General features: G+C 44.7%; 16 protein-coding genes, 1 tRNA gene and 1 riboswitch. Of the genes, 11 read left to right on the forward strand and 6 right to left on the reverse strand.

The window, feature by feature from the left end:
* Window positions 1-3: 3 nt before the first annotated feature.
* Both BT127_RS11360 and BT127_RS11365 read left to right on the forward strand, forming a co-directional pair.
* Window positions 4-807 (forward strand): ABC transporter permease, encoded by an 804-nt coding sequence (locus BT127_RS11360; RefSeq protein WP_075425118.1) that lies wholly within the window; start codon window positions 4-6, stop codon window positions 805-807.
* Between the two features lie 294 nt (window positions 808-1,101).
* Window positions 1,102-4,779, forward strand: coding sequence for a leucine-rich repeat protein (locus BT127_RS11365; RefSeq protein WP_075425119.1), 3,678 nt, complete (start codon window positions 1,102-1,104; stop codon window positions 4,777-4,779).
* 168 nt (window positions 4,780-4,947) lie between these two features.
* On the opposite strand, the gene BT127_RS11370 is transcribed toward BT127_RS11365, so the two are convergent.
* Window positions 4,948-5,682, reverse strand: a complete 735-nt coding sequence (locus BT127_RS11370; protein ID WP_075425120.1) for a site-2 protease family protein — start codon at window positions 5,680-5,682, stop codon at window positions 4,948-4,950.
* 150 nt (window positions 5,683-5,832) lie between these two features.
* Window positions 5,833-6,870: an SMI1/KNR4 family protein gene (locus tag BT127_RS11375; RefSeq protein WP_075425121.1), complete on the reverse strand. Its 1,038-nt coding sequence runs from the start codon at window positions 6,868-6,870 to the stop codon at window positions 5,833-5,835.
* A gap of 487 nt (window positions 6,871-7,357) precedes the next feature.
* Here BT127_RS11375 and BT127_RS11380 point away from each other — a divergent pair, with 487 nt between their 5' ends.
* Window positions 7,358-7,846 carry a hypothetical protein gene (locus BT127_RS11380; protein WP_075425122.1) on the forward strand — a complete coding sequence of 163 codons (489 nt, stop codon included), beginning with the start codon at window positions 7,358-7,360 and terminating at the stop codon, window positions 7,844-7,846.
* Between the two features lie 113 nt (window positions 7,847-7,959).
* Here the strand turns inward: BT127_RS11380 and feoB are convergent, their stop codons facing one another.
* The 4 genes from feoB to BT127_RS11405 all read right to left on the reverse strand — a co-directional run bounded on the left by feoB (window position 7,960) and on the right by BT127_RS11405 (window position 10,756).
* Window positions 7,960-9,801 (reverse strand): ferrous iron transporter B, encoded by a 1,842-nt coding sequence (gene feoB, locus BT127_RS11385; protein WP_075425123.1) that lies wholly within the window; start codon window positions 9,799-9,801, stop codon window positions 7,960-7,962.
* Window positions 9,798-10,019: a FeoA family protein gene (locus BT127_RS11390; RefSeq protein WP_075425124.1), complete on the reverse strand. Its 222-nt coding sequence runs from the start codon at window positions 10,017-10,019 to the stop codon at window positions 9,798-9,800. The genes feoB and BT127_RS11390 overlap by 4 nt, the downstream gene beginning before the upstream one ends.
* 44 nt (window positions 10,020-10,063) lie before the next feature.
* Entirely contained in the window at window positions 10,064-10,210 is a 147-nt protein-coding gene (locus tag BT127_RS11395; RefSeq protein WP_075425185.1) for a FeoB-associated Cys-rich membrane protein, read from the reverse strand.
* A 459-nt stretch (window positions 10,211-10,669) separates the two neighbouring features.
* Window positions 10,670-10,756: transfer RNA gene (locus tag BT127_RS11405), tRNA-Leu, on the reverse strand.
* Window positions 10,757-10,943: 187 nt separating this feature from the next.
* On the opposite strand from BT127_RS11405, the gene BT127_RS11410 reads away from it, so the two are divergent.
* The 8 genes from BT127_RS11410 to BT127_RS11445 all read left to right on the forward strand — a co-directional run bounded on the left by BT127_RS11410 (window position 10,944) and on the right by BT127_RS11445 (window position 20,602).
* Window positions 10,944-11,699 carry a carboxypeptidase-like regulatory domain-containing protein gene (locus BT127_RS11410; RefSeq protein ID WP_075425126.1) on the forward strand — a complete coding sequence of 252 codons (756 nt, stop codon included), beginning with the start codon at window positions 10,944-10,946 and terminating at the stop codon, window positions 11,697-11,699.
* A 2-nt stretch (window positions 11,700-11,701) separates the two neighbouring features.
* On the forward strand, window positions 11,702-13,096 hold the full coding sequence (locus BT127_RS11415) for a peptidoglycan-binding protein (RefSeq protein ID WP_075425127.1): 1,395 nt from the start codon (window positions 11,702-11,704) through the stop codon (window positions 13,094-13,096).
* A 14-nt stretch (window positions 13,097-13,110) separates the two neighbouring features.
* A complete protein-coding gene (locus tag BT127_RS11420; RefSeq protein ID WP_075425128.1) occupies window positions 13,111-13,632 on the forward strand; it encodes a peptidoglycan-binding domain-containing protein in 522 nt (173 codons plus the stop codon).
* A 134-nt stretch (window positions 13,633-13,766) separates the two neighbouring features.
* Window positions 13,767-16,526: a beta-glucosidase gene (locus tag BT127_RS11425; RefSeq protein ID WP_075425129.1), complete on the forward strand. Its 2,760-nt coding sequence runs from the start codon at window positions 13,767-13,769 to the stop codon at window positions 16,524-16,526.
* 54 nt (window positions 16,527-16,580) lie between these two features.
* Window positions 16,581-16,698, forward strand: a riboswitch (FMN riboswitch).
* Window positions 16,699-16,763: 65 nt separating this feature from the next.
* A complete protein-coding gene (gene ribD / locus BT127_RS11430; protein ID WP_075425130.1) occupies window positions 16,764-17,885 on the forward strand; it encodes a bifunctional diaminohydroxyphosphoribosylaminopyrimidine deaminase/5-amino-6-(5-phosphoribosylamino)uracil reductase RibD in 1,122 nt (373 codons plus the stop codon).
* Window positions 17,885-18,532 carry a riboflavin synthase gene (locus BT127_RS11435; RefSeq protein WP_075425131.1) on the forward strand — a complete coding sequence of 216 codons (648 nt, stop codon included), beginning with the start codon at window positions 17,885-17,887 and terminating at the stop codon, window positions 18,530-18,532. Before ribD ends, BT127_RS11435 begins: the two co-directional genes overlap by 1 nt.
* Before the next feature lie 28 nt (window positions 18,533-18,560).
* Window positions 18,561-19,394, forward strand: coding sequence for a hypothetical protein (locus tag BT127_RS11440; protein ID WP_075425132.1), 834 nt, complete (start codon window positions 18,561-18,563; stop codon window positions 19,392-19,394).
* On the forward strand, window positions 19,394-20,602 hold the full coding sequence (locus BT127_RS11445; protein ID WP_075425133.1) for a bifunctional 3,4-dihydroxy-2-butanone-4-phosphate synthase/GTP cyclohydrolase II: 1,209 nt from the start codon (window positions 19,394-19,396) through the stop codon (window positions 20,600-20,602). The genes BT127_RS11440 and BT127_RS11445 overlap by 1 nt, the downstream gene beginning before the upstream one ends.
* Window positions 20,603-20,620 lie beyond the last annotated feature (18 nt).

The following is a 20,620-nucleotide window of genomic DNA, read 5'->3' on the forward strand; positions in this document are numbered from 1 at the left end:
GACATGAAAAAGAGAACATTAGGCTTCTATCTGCGGATATACTTCAAGATACTCGCACAGGACCTTAAAAGCAAAATGAGCTATCGTGCGGACTTCATAATATCGACTATCGGAATGATATTCACTAATATTGCAGGCTTCGTAAGCTTCTGGATACTGTTCAGGAACTTCCCTTCAATAAACGGCTGGAGCTACTACGAGATGCTCTTCCTTTATGGCTTCTCACTGGTTTCAATGACTCCCGTGCAGTGCCTTTTCGATAATAACTGGAGCCTGAGAATGTACGTATATTCGGGCGATTTCATAAAGTACTGTTTCCGTCCGATAAATCTGTTTTTCTATTTCCAGTCGGAGGTGTTCGACATCAAGGGACTTGGTCAGCTTGCCTTCGGTATAGGTACTATCGCTTATGCGTGGAGCCACCTCGGCATACCTTTCACATTTATTGCTCTGCTCAAGCTGATAGTATTCATAGCTACGGCATCTATGGTAATGGTCGCATTGCAGAATGCGGCAGCAGCTACATGCTTCTGGATACAGAATTCCTTCTATATACTCGACCTGACGGTCAAGTTCAAGGACTACGCAAAATATCCGATAACTATATTCAGTCCCGTATTCAAGTTTATATTCACATTTATCATACCTATTGCGTTCATCGCATATTATCCGAGTCTTGTTATACTGCGTCCCGACAGTGTACCGCTGCTGACGTGGTTTTCGCCGATAGTTGGCATCATCGCATTTTTCCTAAGCTACAAGCTCTGGATGTTCGGTGCAACAAGATACAACGGAACTGGTTCGTGATATTGCAAAAGCCGTGGTTTCACCGCTTTTTGGAGGAACTGCGGCTCTGGGAGCATAAAAAAATACTTATTGACCGAAAGCGGCTTGCGAGATATTTGCAGGCTGCTTTCTTTTTTTATCTTAACATTTTATTAGAGAGAAAAGATATACTATTAATTATTTAATGTTAACAAAATATGAGTAGACTTGTTTGGAATAATATGTTATAATACAATATATTATTATGCTTTCTGATAAATCGGGAATGATAGCACACATTTTCGGTGCATCGGACGGCAGGAGAGGGAAAAGAAAATGATAAAAAAACTACTGGCTGCGTTTACAGCAATAACACTCTTAGCACCTTTTACACCAAATGATACAATGATGAAGGCTTTTTCGGAAGATGAGAGCAGTATCCTTTATGATGAAGAGATGAAAGAATATTTAGCTTCTGATGATGCACATTATTCTATTGAAGATTTTAAATATTCTATGAAATCAATTGAAGAAATGTCAGTATATGCAGACGAGAGATATTATTCGGAAGACGGATCATTAAAATGGATAGTAAATCGATTCATAAATTCAAGACCATATTACGTAATAGATGAGTTGGAGAAAGAATGGGATGATGAATGGACAAAAATGAGTGATGAATATAATAAAAACGGTGAATATTACGAAAAGTACGGTGATTTTTATGAACAGGAAAGGTATAAATTCTATTTATCTAAAGCAGAAGCCGAATTTATATTCGGTGTTTATGAAGGATTAGAGTATGTCATTATTCCCGAAACAGAGCTTGAAGCAAGACATGTAGAGGTCGGGCATTTTACCCGTGAGGCAGGAAAGGATATAGTTATCCCCGATGAGATAGAAGGGCTCCCTGTTACGAATGTTATGAGTTCAGGTCCCGAACCGATAACGTCTATAGTACTCGGCGATAATATAACAAATTTGAGCAGCTCATTTTATATGTGTCCATTTCTTGAAAAGGTTGTATTGCCTGAAAAACTGGAAAATATGAATTCTTGTTTTAAAGAGTGCCCTAAGCTGAAAACAATAGAGTTTTCAGCAAATCTGAGGGAAATGTATTCTTCCTTTACGAAATGCCCTTCTATTAAGGAAATAGAACTTCCTGAGAGCGTTGAAATTATAAACGATTGTTTCAAATTCACTAATCTTACTTCAGTGACCATACCTGACAGCGTTAAATATATAGGAAATGATTCATTCTCTTATTGTTTGAATCTTGAAGATGTAAAACTAGGAAGCAATGTGAGAGAGATAAGAGGAGGAGCTTTTGCGTATTCTAAGATAAAAACAGTCAATATACCTGCTTACGCCGAGGATCTTGGTTATAACAGGTTAGGCAATAATCTCAGCGCTTTCTGGGAGTGTCCGTTCCTTACCCACGTTTATATCGACAAAGACAATAAGAATTACTATGATATAGACGGCATACCTTACGAAAGAAGTACAGATACGGTGCTTTTTTATCCGCGGCAGAGAATAGATGAATTTGATCTTCCTGCTAAAACGATCAGCGACTATTCCATGTATTATGCGGACACATATAACGGGCTCAGATATATTATAGTTGAAGGCAGATATGTTCAGATAATCGGAACAGAAAAAAATTATTACATGAATGATGTGGTCATACCTTCAAAAATAGCAGGCTTTCCTGTGAAAACGATAGGAGGAACTTCATTCAACACAATGTCGATAGAGTCGATAGAATTCCCCGATACTATAAAAGAACTTGCTTTTATCTGCAACGAGTGCCCTGCGCTGAAAAGAGTGAAACTGCCGTCAGGTCTTGAAAAAATTTCGAGCTCATTCAAGGCGTGTCCGGCTCTGACTGAGATAAAGCTTCCTGACACTCTTGTTTCTATGGACGAAAACACTTTCAGTGAAAGCGGACTGATATCACTTGATATCCCTGCATCAGTCGAGGACATCTGCGGAGATGCAAACGGATTTTTATTCGGCTGTAATTCTCTTGAAGCTGTGACCGTTGATGATGATAACCCGAACTATTATGATTCGGACGGCGTTCCCTATGTACGCGGAACAAATGAACTGATACTCGTTCCGCCAAAAAAGAGCGGTAAACTGGTTTTCCCCGACGATTTCGATGATTTTGAAACCGTTTTTCTCGGCACAAATAAAAGTATAACTTCGCTTGCAGTAAGTGCTTCCAACAAGAAATACAAGTCGGTGGACGGATGCATATACACCAAGGACGGCAAAGAACTTGTGCTTGTTCCAAGCGGTATGACAGGGGAGTTTGAAATACCCGAAACAGTTGAGAAAATAGGTTATGCTTTCCAGAATGCCGACCTTGAAAAGCTTGTGATACCCTCAGGTGTGACCGAACTGAGCAATCTGTCGTTGACGGGCAATGTTGACGAACTCGTTTTTAAAGGCGACTTTATCGCAATGAGGTTCAATAAGGAAGTAGGGACTAAAAGGCTCGCAACTATCAACAGGTATATCAGATCATCCGATAGGAATTATAATGACATGTTCACACTGAACATAGGAAGCGGTGAACTTTTGCTTCCCGGAAACTGCGCTTTTGACGGCAAAAAGATAAAGGGCGTAAAGAAGCTGGGATTCGGTTCGGGTTCTTATGTGGAAATACTGGGTATGCCCGGATCACCGAAGCTGGATGAACTGGTCTTTTCACCTGATATAGCCGAATTGTGTATTGTTGAAGGCGCAGATGTCAGTGAACTTGTACTGCCGAATGGCAATAACGTGATCGGAGAAAGAGCCTTCAGCAGCTGTAAAAAACTCAGTTCTGTGATCGTTAACGGTACTTCAGAGATCAGAAAAGGTGCTTTCATATCTTGCAGCGCACTTAAGAAACTGGAACTAAAGAAAAAAGCAGTGATAGACGAGTCTGCCTTTGAGGATTGTACTGCACTTGAAGGCATCAGCATCTCAACTGATTCGGAATTAAGCGGCAACAGCTTCAATATGTGCGATAAGCTTATGAAAATAAACGGTATCGATGCATTAGCCGAAAACGGTATAGATTTCGCTACGGGGCTGGATGAGTTTATCAGAAAGAACTTTGATCAGGCCGAGAAAGTTGGCTTCATCGACCGCTGGATAGCAAATATGACCGCTCATATCGTGTCGGAATATACCAACGAGAACATGCCCGATGCGGAAAAGGTGAAGGTACTTCACGACTGGATAGTAAATAACACCGTGTATGACCTTAAGGACGACGATTTTCCCGAAAACCATGTTGATTCTTCGATATTTATGGACGGAATAGCTGTTTGTGAGGGATACGCAAAGACATATAACCTGCTGCTTCATGAAGCGGGCATAGAGACGGAGTACGTTGAGACTGTCGGTCACGCATGGAATATAGTCAAGGTGGACGGAAAGTATTTCCACGTTGATACTACATGGGACGACCTTATGAGCAGTTACCAGTGGTTCATGGTATCGGATAAGCAGATACTTCAGCCTGGGGGAGTGCATGATAATTGGAAAGTGAAACAGCCTTCACAGCTTCATGGATTCCAGGGAACAAAGCTTTTTGGGTGTAACACAGTAGTAGGCGATATGAACGGCGACGGCAGTTTCTCTCAGGATGACATCAAAGAGCTTAGAAGCTATGTGGTTCAGGACGGAGAGTACAATATATCTGTTGATCTGGACTTTAACGGAAAGACAGATGCCGCCGATATAGGTGAAGGCTACAAGAAGCTCTCGATAGTTATGGGAGATGTTAATGAGGACGGCGAGGTCGGTCTTGCAGATGCCCTGAGCATATTGCAGTATACAGCCAACAGCCGCAAGTATCCGCTTTCGGAAAAAGCAGTTCTCAGCGCAGATGTTTATGATAACGGCGACGGTATAACGCCTATGGACGCCCTTGCTATCCAGCAGAAGGATGCAAGGATAATAACTAAACTGCCGTGCTCTTACTCGTTAAACGGCAAGAGAATAGCAGTTGAATAAAAAGTATTGGTACGGTCTGTTGTTCTTCAACGGAAAGTATGATAGAGGCAGTCTTCTTTAGGGGAAGGCTGCTTCTTATTATGCCGATAAACGGTGCGCTTCCTGCATCAGGGCATGAAAAAGCACCTGCCTGAGCAAGTGCTTATTATATATATGATTTTGAAAAGATCAAATATTTACAGGGCAATCGTCAATAATAGTTTTCGGAACGCTGGCTTTGATCCTTTCCATGTTTTCAAGTTGAATTTTCATTTCTTCTTCATTATGATTTCTGAACGCATTAACATATGAATAATAGAAACCATAATAATTCAATTCAATATCTTTGGAATCAATCAGCGGAACTATTAAATCATTCGGATATACTGGATCATCCCCACCGAAAACTGATATTTCAACCAGTTGGAACAAGGATTTTTCTTCAAGTTCTTCCTGACCGCCATGAGTCAGTCGCTTATATCGTGTTCCATCGTTGTACAATATTCCGGTTTTCAATTTCATAGGAATGGCACACATGACTCCCATTGCGATAGGTACTAAACATAGAAAAAGCATAAAAAGATTGTGCCAGAACAGTAACCCGATTCCGGCTGCGATTCCGAGAAGAATTGAAGCGATCGGACCGGCAAGTAAAATTTTAGACCATATTTTAATGTTATCTTCCGATTTCCTTGATGGCAGAGTACCTCCGGCGCCACACCAAAGTACAGGATTCTTTTCGATACCAATACTGATAGCAGAATCAAGTGATTTTCTGTATATCTTCAATGGACCCACTACTAATAGATATAGTTTCCATCCATGAAACAATCCGCAGATTACGTGACCGAGTTCGTGGATCAATGTTGCTATCAGATAAACTGCTACCCAGCTAAAAAAGAATTGAAGAATAAATTTTACCATATCGAAATACTCCTGAGTATAGTGAGTTGTAATATAATTAATTATAGCATAGCAGGAAGAAAAAGTCAAACAGGGCATGAAAAAGCAGTCCCGAAGGACTGCTCAGTTTGTATCAGTTTGAAATAACGCTGATGATGGTTCGTTCGCAGGTCAGTCTGCGTTGATATAGTCATCTAATACTTCATCATCAAACTCACCGTCAAGGAAAAGCGATACAGCATCGGAAAGAAGTGTTACCAGGTCACCGTAATCCGTTTCTTCGCCGTGATCGTTTGTAATGATATTTCCGCTGTCAGCATCAAGGAGAATCAATTCGCCGTCACCGATCATATCGCCTATGCAAACATAGTTCTTTGTATCTCCCCACTCCCATTCCTCGGCAAGATCTCTTTCGATAAGATCGAGGGAATTGATAGTTATGTTTCCTGCGGAAACTTCAAATCCGTCCGTAAATAAAAAGAGACTTTTTAATTCGTCCGTAAGCTTTATATTGTTACGTGTCTCGAATTCAGCTATACGTGAAGCAGAAGCAGGCTTGTACAGAGTGAGATATACTTCGTCGGGGTAGGTCTTTGCAAGATGAAGAAAGAGCTCCATTTCTTCTGCAATGGGAAGATCTTCGGGGACGGTAACAGAATCGAGATCCTGTTCTTCTGGCGGAATATAAGGCGTTTCATCATCTTCTGAGTCCGGAGCGGCGGTTGAAGGAGTTTCCTGTACATCCTCCTCAGGTTCGGGCAATAATGCAGGATCAACTTTTATATCAGCAGCATTTTCATTCGGGTGAAGCGCTATCAGCTTGCGAAACTCCCCGAAGTCAGCATCCAATAAGGCGTAGAGGTCATCATTATCGCCGTAAATGAGATTCTTATTCCGCTGGCAGAGCATTTTAACTATAGTATCGATATTGTTATCATCCTCAACGAGCAAAAACTGCATATAGCCGTCGGAAACAAGCGTCAACATATGAGTCTTTCCGAACATCATTTTGAATCTGATCCATAATATTTCAGAGATCGGTACAATTACGGGCATATCGTATGATACAAGATAGCGATCGCCCATGTCCATATCATCGATCGGTTGAAAAGTAACAGAATCGGCATCAAGTACAGCCTTATCAGTATGATATCGTTTCAAAGCTCTTTCAACGTTTTCTGACTGTAACATCTTCTGATATCTGGTCATTTTTTCATCTTCTTTCCTGATATTAGTTTTAGGACAAATGTTTTTATTAATGTCTGCTCAACAACTTAAAATCGGCTATCTCAGCTTGTTTTAGCCGATTTTAAGTTGTCAAAGTGCAAGAAAATTTTATAATATAGAAGATTTTTCCTGCACTTTGTTTTGCCCGAAAGGGCAAAATGAGCTTGACATAAAGAAAGGCGACGCGCAAATTCAATAATTTATGAAGAATTTGCGCTCCCCGAACAAAGTTCGGGGCAATAACCGCCTTTAGGCGGTTATTGAGTACACATTTATTATAACAGAATTATAGCACATCCTGCCGAAAAAGTAAAGCCTCGGACATGGATTTAGTCTGCATTTACATCACTATAACATTCGGCAGATACGCTTATGCAAGGTCAGAAGTATCACGGCGGTTTCGTTGACATTTCATAATCATTATGATATACTGTTACTAATAGAAATCGGGATTTAATGGAGGTTTTATATGATTTTAGCTGTTATTGAAAGTTTTGTACTTAATTTTGTTTTACTGCTTGTATGTGTAATAAATATACGAAATGGTGCAGTCGGAGGCGTTCATTACTATGAGCAGCCGGTAAAAGATCGTGTTGTAGAGTTAGGTCTTATTACAGAAAAGCAGATCAAACGAAATCATACTGTTTCCGGTCTTTTCTTTATGCTGGTACTTCTTATAGCAGCTCCGTTAATGGTATTCTGCGTAAATGGTGCAGATACTTTTTTTGACGGCTTTATTCAGTTGACTATTATGTATTTGTTATGTGGGTTGTTTGACCGTGTATTTATAGACTGGTACTGGGTAGGACATACAAAAGCGTGGTTAATTCCGGGAACAGAAGATCTGATGCCATATATCCATAAGAAAACATGGCTTACTAAAATCATTGGTACTGTTATAGGCTATCCCTTGTTTGCAGCATTAATTTCGTGGATATTTACATTGATACAGAAATAAACAGTAACAGTTTTATCCTTTGCAGACGAATAAAAAACAAATGCCCCTAAGCACTTCCGTTGAAATGCTTCGGGGCAAAATTTCTATATGGGTATCCGTTAACTTACTTACCGTCACATAAACAGTTTTGCGACATGATATACCACGCATGACAGCAGCAGTGCATTGCAGATATAGAACAGTGCGACCTTTGCTGTCCATTTCAGCGAGTGAGATTCCTTGTAGGTCGTAGAGAGCGCCATTACGCAGGGGATATTGAAGGTCGTGGCAAACATGAAAGCAAGAGCTTCTGCAGGTGAGACGACCGCTTTCATAGCAGTGCCGAGCATTTCGGTGTCCGCCTTGGCTGTTTTTGCAAAGAATGCCGCATCAATCAGTGAATTGTTCTCCATAAAGACCGCATTCAGTGTACCAAGGACAGCTTCCTTTGCAAACGCACCGCTGACAAATGCCATGAATGTCTGCCAGCCCATTCCAAAGAATCGTGTCACCGGTTCAATGAGCGTTCCCACACGGTACAGCAGACTGTGTTCGACATTGCCGTCCTTGCTGAACGAGAGCACATAGAAAATAATTGAAACCAGTGTTACTGTGCCGAATGCGCGCTTGAAAATGTCCCAAGCCTTGAAGAAAGCTTCTTTGATTATGTGCTTCCAGTGTGCCTTATGATAGGGCGGGAGTTCCATGATCATGCCGCTCCGTGTCTCGACAGGTGCGAGCTTTTTGCTGAACAGTTTGGAAACGATGATCATGGTAATGACCACATAGACAAGTATCCCTGCCAGAACCAGCAGAGTCTGCTGCCATGTGAAGAACATTCCCGAGATGACAGGTATGATCGACCAGATGGAACCGCAGGGGATAGCCCAGACAATGGACATGGCAAGCATTCGCTGTCCCCAGTTGTCCATGACTCTGGTACCGCATGCACCGCCGATGGTACAGCCGCAGCCCATGAGCATCGGGCAGATAGCTTTGCCCTGTAGTCCGAGCTTAGAAAGAAGTCCGTCGAACTGATACGCAGCGCGGGCGAGAAAGCCTGTTTCTTCAAGAAAACCGAACACTATATGCACGCCGAACACAAAGCTTGCCATCGAAATTACAAAGAACAACACATTAGGGAGCATCGTGCTGAAAATGGAAGCGATCCACGGGTGGACATTCCAGCCTGTCAGCAGATCGTCAATCGGATCGTGCAGCGTTATCGGTATCATCTTTCCGATACTCATAAATGGTGCCATAATGAACATTGCAACAAAGAATGCCAGCAGTACTACACCGATACAAATAAACTTTCCGAGGATAGGTCTTGTCAGAACACGGTCGAATTTTGACATCTTGTAGACCGCATTGCCTGACTTTGTAACATCGGAAAGCAGTGAGCTGACCCAGTCGAATTTCGCCTGACTGTCTGCCATGATATCGCTATGTTCTGCGGGCATTACGGCGGTCAGTTTATGCGGAGCTTTCAGCTCATCAGCGATAAGCTTTTTCAGCTTGTCATAGTCCTTTGTATCCGTTGCATTGAACGGCAGAACGGGGATGCCGAGCTTTTTTGAAAGCGCATCTGCATCGACTGTTTTTCCGATACCTTGTGCAACATCTATCATATTGAGCACCAGAACAGCAGGTTTGTCGAGACGTGCAAATTCCGCAAGCATGAACATACTTCTTTCAAGCTGTGAAGCGTCCACAAGAATGACAGTGAGGGCACTCTGTCCTGATCTGATAAAGTCGGTTGTGATGATCTCCTCATCGGAATTGCCTGAAAGACCGTAGCTTCCGGGAAGGTCAGTGACGGTATATTTTGTTCCGTTGTAAGTATATGTACCCTCATTTTTTTCGACGGTCTTGCCCGCCCAGTTGCCGACGTGCTGCCGCGCACCTGTAAGGTTATTGTATATCGTGGATTTGCCTGAGTTAGGCTGTCCGAGAAGTGCGATACTACCGGTCATCTTACATTCACCTCGATCCTTTCAGCGTCCGCCCTGTTAAGCGAAATAAGCGTCTCTCTCAGATAGATCAGTACAGGCATTTTCTTGTCATTCCTCACTGTCTGAAAGGGAGTTCCCTCCGTGATACCGATGGAGGTGATACGATTCATAAAATGATCGTCTCCTCCAACCGAGATTATTGTGCCCTGCGTATCCGCAGCCGATTCTGTTAACTTCATAGCTCTCCTCCTGTATTCTTACCGTACAGACACAGTCCGCCGGTTTATCGACATTTTTTATTTTTAGCGGCGCATCCGCTGCAACCTGCACAGCCGCATCCACATCCCTTGCCGGATCTTTTCTCCCGGACCTTGCTGCGTATGATGAAAAAAATGATCAATGCGACAACAAGCAGCAGCACTATGGACATGATATTTTCAGAAATCCACGTCAATGTGATACCTCCTAAATCGTTAGCGTTTGCTAACTTCTGGTTTAATAAATATCGGCATAAAGCCGATATTAGTACATTCCGCAGAACCGATTCCGATACTGCGAGAAATAATATTTGTATTTTACAATGCAGTGCTTCCACTGCGGTAAAACGTGTCCGATCGGCTGCAAAAACCCATCAACAGACATAAGCACTGAGATGAACAGCAGTTCAATTATTGAGATCGGATTAAAAAAAGAAATGAAAAAAGAGTATCCGGCAAATCTTATGAGTCTTCTGATCCTTTCCCTCATAACCTTTGCTACAGCACTCTTGATCTTGTGTAAGCTGTACAAAATAGATGACAGTGCCGTAAGTGAAAGCAGACTGACAATTCCGTACAGAGTAAACGAGTAAAACGAGTGCCCCCGTGAATCGGGGGCACAAGCACTGTGCTGGTGCGGATAACAGGAGTTGAACCTGCACCGGGTTGCCCCGACTAGCACCTGAAGCTAGCGCGTCTGCCTATTCCGCCATATCCGCATTTTGAATCAGCTTTATTATTATACCACAAACGGCATACCTTGTCAAGACTTAAACGAAAAAATTTTTTGATGTGTTTTGTAAAATTCATATTGAATAGCGTGATCGTCCGGCTTTTATCCGTAATGCAGTCATTAATATGAACGCCGATGCATATAATCTGTCAGTAAATAACGGAGGCGATAATATGGATAATAATGATATCAATTCACAGGCTGAACGCTATAAACAGGAGCTTATGAAGCTTTACGGAAAACGCTGCGGAGACACAGTACCCGATGAAGCTGTATCGTGTGGGGAAACGGACGAGGATACAAGAACTGATGAGGATGTATTCGGAGTTGACGAGGATGCACCCGATGATACCGCATGGGCACCGCATTCCGAAAACGATTCCGATGATTCTGATGCAGGTGAGGAGGACTTCAATACCCGTTATCCCGAACCCGACCTTTCCGAGCTTGATACGGATATGGGTATTGGTAGTACAGAGGACGCGGTTCCCCCCGAGTACGTTTCTGAGGAATCAATGGGCGATGCAAAGGGATATATAAAGGTGACTGTTCGGACAGGTGACGAGTCCGCAGGCATTGAGGATGCAACGGTAATGGTAACTGCCATAGTGGACGGAAACAGGCTGATAATAGCCTCGGGACAGACCGATGCAAACGGAAATGCACCGCAGTTCACGGTACCTGTACCCGATGCGGAACTTTCACAGCAGCCGGGTTCGTCACAGCGCCCCTACAATCTCTTTGATGTGTCGGTGACGGCGGAGGGCTACTTCAATGCGAGAAGTGTGGACGTACCCGTTTTCGAGGGGATAGTTTCGATACAGAATTTCAGCATGATACCTGTACCATCCATGATGAGCGGAAACGACGAGACCGTAACGTATTTCAATCAGGAGCCCGACCTCGGCAGCGCCGCTGAAAGGAGCTGACTATGCTTTCAGGTACACCATTTATTCCCGAGACCATAACTGTGCATCTCGGAACTCCCGATTCCAATGCACCTAATGTGACGGTGGACTTTCCTGCATATATCAAGAATGTGGCATCCAGCGAGATATTCCCTACGTGGCCCGAAAATGCCCTGAGAGCCAATATTTATGCCATAGTAAGCTTTGCACTCAACAGGATATACACCGAATGGTACAGGGCAAGGGGTTACGATTTTGATATAACCGCAACTACACAGTTCGACCAGAAATTCATAAACGGAAGGGAGTACTTCCAGAACATAAGCTACCTTGTGGATGAGCTTTTCAATGACTATGTACAGCGTCAGGGGAGCGTTGAACCGCTGTTCACTTCCTTCTGCAACGGCACTACCTCCACATGCAGCGGACTTTCACAGTGGGGGACGGTGACTCTCGCGCAGCAGGGACTTACACCCTATGAGATATTGCAGTATTACTATGGAAAGGACATAAATATCGTGAAGAATGCGCCTGTAAAGTCCGCAATGCCCTCATACCCTGGTATCCCCCTTGAATTCGGTTCCGCAGGCAACGATGTGCGGTCGCTTCAGATATATCTGAACCGCATTTCAAGGAATTATCCTGCCATACCAAAGATACCTGCGGCAGACGGTATTTTCGATGATGCAACTGTCTCAGCAGTACGAACTTTCCAGTCTGTATTCGGACTTCAGGTAAGCGGCATTGTGGATGAAGCAACGTGGTACAGGATAACTTATATCTACACCAGTGTCAAGCGAATAGCCGAGCTGGACTCCGAGGGAGTTCGTCTCGAGGAGATAACTCCCGTATTTACTGAGGACCTGTACATAGGGATGCAGAGCACCGAGGTAAGTATGCTACAGTACTATCTTGCGGTCATCGGTGCTTACTATGCGGCAGTTGAACCTGTAGAGATAACGGGCTACTTCGGCGAAAAGACCGAACGCTCGGTGCGTTCGTTCCAGAGGGTGTTCGGACTTCCACAGACGGGACGTGTGGACCGAGCCACAAGAAATGACCTCTACCGAGCCTACAAGGGTATAGCCGAAACGGTAAAGCCTGATTATACCGCAGTTGCTCTTTACCCGGGAACTGTCCTGCGTGAGGGCGATTCCAGCAGTTCCGTAAAAATAATACAGGAGTATCTTACGCTGATACACAACACCTACAGCAACATTCCTGCGGTCAATAACACAGGCTATTTCGGACCGATAACCAGACAGTCCGTGACCGAATTCCAGAAGCAGTTCGGTATTGAGCCTACTGGAATAGTGGGAGCGGTAACGTGGGACGCAATAGCAGGGGTATATTCTGACCTGAAATTCGGCTTTGACAAGCGTCCATACCAGAATCCCGGCTACACTATAACAGGCTGAGAAAGGCGGAGAATATGGCATATACAAACAATCAGAAAAAACAGCATATACTTGAGCTTCAGACCTATCTTCACGCAATAGCGCTGATGAATGACAAGATACCACTGATAATTCCCGACGGCGTTTACGATAAGGAGACTGCCCTTGCGGTAAGAGCCTTTCAGCGTGAATACGGACTTCCCGAAACGGGTAATACCGATCCCGAAACCTGGAACAGGATAGTATCGGTCTACAGGAAGAATCTCAGGGGACAGCCGATACCCTATGCGGTGTTCCCGTCGGCAAAGTACATTGTACGTATAGGCGATGACGGACAGCTTGTATATATCATACAGGTGATGCTCCACGATATGAGCACATGCTACGATAATGCACCTGATGTGGAGATATGCGGAAGCTTCAATGCACAGACAGCGGAAGCGGTAAAACGTTTTCAGCAGTGGAGCGGACTTCCTCAGAGCGGAAGCGTTGACAGCGGCACATGGAACATGCTTGTACACTGCTGCGAACATATGAACAATACTCTTCCGAGATAAGATTTTAGTCCACAGAACTATATATACGTAGCATTAAAAATCATTGACTGAGTCCCTGTTATTAAGGTATAATTATTGTGTAAAGGTATGAAAATAAAAGCGTTTAAACAAGCTTGAAAGATCGGGGTATTGCCATGAAAAAGACGGACGTTTTCAGAAAAAGAGCAGACGAACTTGTTTCTCAGCTCACATTGAGCGAAAAGCTTGATCTGCTTTCAACTCATATGCACGAGGTCAAAAGACTCGGCATAGACGAATTCAATATAGGTACAGAGGCAGCAAGAGGATTTGTCGGCAGGGACACGGATCACAGATCCACCGTATTCCCTCAGCCTGTGGGACTTGCAGGAACCTTCGACAGGGAACTTATGCGAAGTCTCGGAAGGATAGCCGCAAAAGAAAGCCGTGCTTACTATAACTCGGGAGAAAAAACACATCTCTGTCTCTGGGGACCTACAGTGGATATGGAGCGTGATCCTCGCTGGGGACGCACCGAAGAGGCTTACGGCGAGGATGTCTGCCTTGCTGGTGAGATGACTGCGGCATATACTCTCGGTATGACAGGGGACGATGATACCTACGTTATGACAGTTCCAACCCTGAAGCATTTCTGTGCGAATAATAACGAAAATGAACGTATGGACTGCAATGCATTTCTGCCGCCCCGTCTTAAGTACGAGTATTACTATGCGGCATTCATGAACGCTATAAAGTACGGCGGCGCCAAGAGCGTTATGACGGCATACAACGAGATAAACGGCATACCTGCACTCTGCAATCCCGACCTTGATTCGGTACTTAAAGACCAGTGGGGCATGTGGTTCGCTGTAACGGACGGCGGAGATTTCTCTCAGACAGTGACTCTCCACGGCTACACCGATACACATTCCGAAGCCCTTGCGGAATCACTGAAAGCAGGCTGTGACGTAATGACGGATGATGACAAGCTGACTCGTCTTGCCGCTGAAAAAGCACTTGAAGATGGACTTATAACAGAAGCTGATATAGACCGCTCTGTAAGGAACACCCTTTATGCAAGGCTCAGGCTCGGACAGTTCGACAAGACCGGGTTCGACAGCATAGGAAAGGAAGTTATCGGATGCAAGGAGCATCTTGATACTACCCTTCGTGCTGCAAGGGAGCAGGTAGTTCTCCTGAAAAATGACGGACTCCTTCCACTTAAGAAAAAAACAGGCAGGATAGCTGTTGCAGGACCTCTTGCGGATGAGGTGTTCATGGACTGGTATACGGGCTACTCTCACGGGGACACCTCTGTATACGAAGGCATGAAGAAAGAGTTCCCCGACTGCGATATAGTTTATGACAGCCTGTGGGATACAGTGGCTGTAAAGGCTTCCAACGGAAAATACATCACAGTCGGAGAGGATGGATTCCTTAAAGCTTCCGCAGAAAGCATATCCGATGCAGAATTGTTTGAATTACAGGACTGGGGCGAAAACTGGATAAGTCTCTTTTCACTTGCACACCGCAGATTCATAACCATAGGCAAGGACCTTAAGCTTGCCGTCGGAAAAGAAAAGACCTACGGCTGGTTTCCCTTTGAGACCTTCAATATTTTCTCCGTACCTTACGATGACGAAAAGTCGGTAATCGAGGATCAGACAAAGCATAAAAGAGCGGTCATGGACGAAAACGGCAATGTCCGACTGTCCGAGAGCAGAAATATCACGGATGATGTACTGTTCAGCATAGAAACGGTAAGCTCTGGAAAAGAACGTGCAGAGAAGCTTGCGGAGGAATGTGAAACCTTCGTATACTGCACAGGCAATTGTCCTATGCAGGTCGCAAGAGAGTGCTATGACAGGAAAACTCTTTCCCTTGATACCTGCGGACACAAAGAGTTGTACACTGCGATACACGAAAGATGCAGTGACATGGTAATGGTGCTTGTTTCAAGTTATCCATATGCTATAAACGACGAGGACAGGGAGCTTCCTGCAATTGTATACACTACACATGCAGGTCCCTACCTCGGAAAAGCAGTCGCAGAGACTCTTTCAGGCAGAAATGTGCCTGCGGGGCGCCTTGCCCTTACCTGGTACCGTTCCGAGCTGGACCTTCCCGACCGACTCGACTACGATATCGAAAAAAGCGGCGCTACCTACATGTACTTCCGCGGAAAACCGCTCTATCCCTTTGGCTACGGACTCTCTTACGCAGATATCAGGTACATTTCTATGAGTGCGGAGCAGGGAAATGTTTCAGTAACTCTCCGCAACCTGTCGGACTTTGCGGCTGATGAAGCAGTGCAGGTGTATTTCACCGTTGAAAACTCCGCATTCAGCAGACCTGTTAAAAAGCTGTGTGCCTTTGAGCGTGTGCATCTTGAAGCAGGTCAGGAGCTTACTGTAAAGCTGACTGTCCCCGAACATATATTGCAGGTCTATGACGTCCGCAGTGGAAGGATGATGACCGAAAAGGGCAAGTACAGGTTCTATGCAGGCGGTTCTTCCGCAGACCTTCCCCTTGAAGCGGAGCTGTTCATGGACGGCGAGGGAATAGCTGAACGTGAGGACTCCTTTGAGGCAATGCAGTTCGATGACCACTACAATATATTCATGGGTTATTCAAAGAAACAGCGCAGGCATTACATAACTACCCACGAGTGGTGCGGAAGTGTTACCTTCAGGAACATCCCATACAGTGAACTGAAAAGCATAATGGTAACGGCTTCAAGCATCTACGCCGACAGGACGATGTACCTCGATATCGGTGGAATAAAGAAAGAGATTACCATAAATGCCAGCAACAGCTACGATGATTTTTCGTGGTACGAGATAGAAATACCCGAAGGAGAAAAGAGCAGGGACGATATCCTTATAATAATCTCGGACGGAATGTGCATACAGGATGTCAGGTATGTAAGGAAATAATGAGATATAAATTAATGAAGCTATTGACAAAAGAATATCAGCGTGATATAATGAAAATATCTTCAGGGCAGGGTGAGATTCCTGACCGGCAGTTACAGCCTGCGAGCCGCTTTGCGGTTGATTCGGTGCAAGTCCGAAGCCGACGGTATAGTCCGGATGTGAGAAGATGTACACTTATTTGCGTATATTGAACCAATGCCCCGAAATATCGGGGCTTTTTTATTCAGGGGGCATAATATGGAACACGAAAAATATATGTCCGAAGCTCTTGAACTTGCTAAAAAAGGCATGGGATTCGTCTCACCTAATCCTATGGTGGGAGCAGTTATCGTAAGGGACGGAGAGATAATCGGAAGAGGCTGGCATAAAAAGTACGGCGAACTTCATGCCGAGCGCACGGCTTTCGCTTACTGCGACGAAAACGGTATCGACTGCACAGGTGCGGATATGTACGTAACTCTCGAACCCTGCTGCCATCACGGAAAACAACCGCCGTGTACCGATGCGGTCATCGAACACGGCATAAAACGTGTGTTCATCGGCTCGGCTGATCCAAATCCTATGGTATCGGGCAAGGGAGTGAAGATACTTCGTGAGCATGGCATAGAGGTAGTTGAAGATGTTCTCAGGGAAGAATGTGACGCCATAAACGATATATTCTTTCACTGGATAACCCATAATTTCCCATTTGTCACCGTGAAATATGCAATGACTCTTGACGGCAAGATCGCCACACGCACAGGCGAATCAAAGTGGATAACGGGCGATGAGTCAAGGCTGGACGTACAGCGTGAAAGGCTGAAACACTCCGCTATCATGGCAGGTATAGGAACTGTCCTTGCGGATGATCCGATGCTTACCTGCCGACTGGAAAACGGACGTAACCCCATACGTATAATCTGCGATTCAAAGCTGAGGATACCACTTGACAGCAATATCGTCAAGACTGCAAAGGAAGTTCCGACTATCATAGTCACTAAAAACTTTGATAAAAAGAACGACCATGAGAAAAACGATAAAAGGCATGTCCTCGAAGAAATGGGATGCAGGATAATTTCGACCAAGGTAAACTGCGGTCACGTAGACCTGTATACTTTGATGCTGAAGCTCAGAGAAATGAAGATCGACAGCATACTTGTTGAGGGCGGCGGCGAACTGAACGACTCACTGTTCCGACATAAACTGGTAAACAGAGTCAAAGCTTACATCGCCCCGAAGATATTCGGCGGTAAGGACGCTAAATCGCCTGTTGCAGGATGGGGAATCCCCACTCCCGATGATGCTTATATGGTAGAAAATGCCAAAATACAGCGGATAGGCAATGATTTTGTAATAGAAGGAAGGGTGGTTTACAGATAATGTTCACAGGAATAGTTGAGGAAAAGGGTACTGTCAGGGCGGTACAGCGAAGCGGCAATACTTCCTTTATCCGCATAGAGGCGAAAAAGGTACTTGAAGACGTTCATCTCGGGGACAGTATCGCAGTAAACGGAGTGTGTCTTACAGTCACCCATTTCGACGGCACCACGTTTCAGGCTGACGTCATGAACGAGACTCTTGAACGCTCGTCACTGGGAAGTCTCAGGGCAGGCAGTCCTGTGAACCTTGAACGGGCTATGGCGGCTGGCGGAAGATTCGGCGGACATATCGTCTCGGGACACATTGACGGTACAGGTATTATTTCCGACGTTAAGAACGACGGTATAGCTGTGTGGTATACCGTAAGTGCGCCGCCTGAGATAATGCGGTATATAGTGGAAAAGGGTTCTGTTGCCATAGACGGTATAAGTCTTACGGTAGCAAAAGTTACGGACACTTCATTCAGTGTTTCCGTGATACCGCATACAGCGGAGCAGACTATACTCTCTTCCAAAAAGAACGGGGACACGGTCAATCTTGAAAATGACATCATAGGCAAATACGTTGAAAAGCTTATGAAGCCCGAACTTGAGAAAACCAAAAGCGGGGTAACTATGGAACAACTTCTCAGGAACGGTTTTATATGATAAAAAGGATTAAAACGGAGGATCAAAAATGAAAAGAACAGTAGCATTTATAGCAGCAGCAACAGTAGTAATGAGCTGTACATCATGTCTTAACATCGGCGGATCACTAAAGGAAAAAGCGGTCTATAAAGAATCGGTCACAGAGGAAACAGGCGATGCGGTGGAGCTCCTGATAACCGAGAATGTGGGAAATATCACACTTACCCGTGCAGAGGGCAAAACTGCCGAGATAAGCTATAAGTACGAGATAAAGGCTTCATCGAAGGAGCTTATCGACGAACTTTATGACCATATCAGCGCAGATACCGAGGTAAGCGGAAATCTTCTGACAGTAAGCTATACAGATAAGGTAAGCGGTGCGGATATCTGGGAATGGATAGAAAAGAACCATAAAGGTGATTTAAACCTCTCTGTTAACACTGATATAGCATTACCTGACAGCTTCACTGATTTCACAGCAACTACGGACGTCGGTAATGTCAAGGCAGATTCACTCAGCGGAAAATTCATGCTCACATCCAATGTGGGAAGCATAAGTGTAAACTCGGTCAACATCTGCGACGGTTCTGTACTTGTTACGGATGTGGGAAGGATAGAGGCATCACCGAATACTTCACAGGGAATCATAGCTCTTAAGACTGATGTAGGCGGTATAAAGCTTACTCTTGACAGCGTTTCCGAGAACGAGTGCAGCTATTCCGCCGAGACAAATACAGGCAGTGTCATACTTAAAACAAGCGGCGAAGTAACGGAGGAGTCAGGCAGCAATGACAAAACAAAGACCGTTAAAATAGGGGATAAATGTTCCGTTTATATGAAAACGGACGTAGGAAAGATAATAATAGGTCAGGAGGATAAATAATGTTTGAATACAACACGGTGGAGGAAGCTCTCGAAGCACTCAGAAACGGCGAGATAATCCTTGTTACCGATGATGAGGACAGAGAAAACGAAGGCGACATGATATGTGCGGCAGAGTTTGCAACTACAGAGAACGTCAACTTTATGGCGGCTCACGCAAAGGGACTTATCTGTATGCCGATGAGCATCGCTATGTGCGATAAACTCCACCTGCCGCAGATGGTGGACTACAACACAGATAACCATTCTACCGCTTTTACAGTATCGGTGGATCATGTTAAGACCACTACAGGTATCTCCGCAGAGGAGAGAGGTTTCACTGCACGAATGATAGTGGATGATTCCTCAAAGCCCGATGACTTCCGCCGTCCGGGACACATGTTCCCGCTTATGGCGAAAAAGAACGGAGTTCTCGAACGTGAGGGACATACCGAAGCTACAGTGGATCTTATGCGTCTTGCAGGACTTAAGGAGTGCGGACTCTGCTGTGAGATAATGCGTGATGACGGTACTATGATGCGCACTGAGGAGCTTCAGCAGAAGGCTGTTGAATGGGGAATGAAGTTCATAACCATACAGGCACTTAAGGAATACCGCAAGGTACATGAGGTTCTTGTGGAGTGTGTTGCCGACACAAAGCTCCCCACAAAATACGGCGAATTCAGGGCTAAGGGCTACGTCAACAAGCTCAACGGCGAACACCATGTCGCTCTGGTAAAGGGTGATATCGGTGACGGCGAAGATATACTCTGCCGTGTTCACTCCGAGTGCCTTACAGGAGACGCTTTCGGCTCGCTGAAATGCGACTGCGGACAGCAGTTTGCAGCTGCAATGGCACAGATAGAGAAAGAGGGCAGGGGAATACTCCTGTATATGCGTCAGGAGGGAAGAGGAATAGGACTTATCAACAAGCTCCGCGCATATGAATTGCAGGATCAGGGAATGGATACCCTTGAAGCTAACCTTGCACTCGGTTTCCCGGGAGATATGCGAGAGTATTACATAGGCGCACAGATACTCCGTGACCTGGGCTGCAAGACTCTGAGGCTCCTTACCAATAACCCCGATAAGGTCTATGGACTCAGCGGCTACGGCATGGAGATAAAGGAACGTGTTCCGATACAGATGGATGCAACTGCATACGACCTTTTCTATCTTAAGACAAAGGCAAAGAAAATGGGACACATCCTAAATTACGAAGGTGAATAAGCATGGTCGTATTTGTGG

Source organism: Ruminococcus sp. XPD3002 (assembly GCA_900119535.1).
Lineage (GTDB): Bacteria > Bacillota > Clostridia > Oscillospirales > Ruminococcaceae > Ruminococcus > Ruminococcus flavefaciens_H.